This is a genomic window from Dellaglioa sp. CoH-57-MRSF-22, assembly GCF_056781895.1.
In genome coordinates this window covers 1-442 of the sequence record NZ_JBXAXT010000089.1, presented here as the reverse complement: position 1 = coordinate 442, position 442 = coordinate 1, and the positions used below count along the sequence as shown (strand labels likewise).

1 protein-coding gene is annotated in these 442 nt (G+C 54.8%); it reads right to left on the bottom strand.

Annotation, left to right across the window (positions count from 1 at the left end):
• Positions 1 to 442: hypothetical protein (locus tag AC1RPR_RS08310; protein ID WP_481763486.1), on the bottom strand; the 442-nt coding region annotated here is incomplete at both ends.

The following is a 442-nucleotide window of genomic DNA, read 5'->3' as shown; positions in this document are numbered from 1 at the left end:
AGCGAAATGCCGTCGTTGAGCTGGGCACCGAGGATAATGTTGTGTTGTTCGTCTAGAATCTTCTTCAGCTCATCAAACTCACGAAACGCGAGCAGGGCATACATGGGAGTGCCCATGTAGTGCTCGAATTCCATGTTCCAGTTACGCGTTACGTATCGCATAATGCCCAGAACCGTGGCCTTCGCGTCGATTCGACCGTGCATGGGAATCAGTGCTGACCGCTTCAGCAAATCCGCAATCTGCGCATCGCGATCAGCCAAATCGTAGCCATCGATGTTCAGGAGCCGGGCGAGACGTGTGCCGTGCTCCGCGATCCACTGTTCATCAGAGCACGTTTCGGCCTCGACGCGTGCATCGTTGCGACCTGCTTGATAGGCAGACTCCATATCGCGCCGCACCATACGCACGATTCCAGAATTGGCTTCACCGTATTGCGTATACC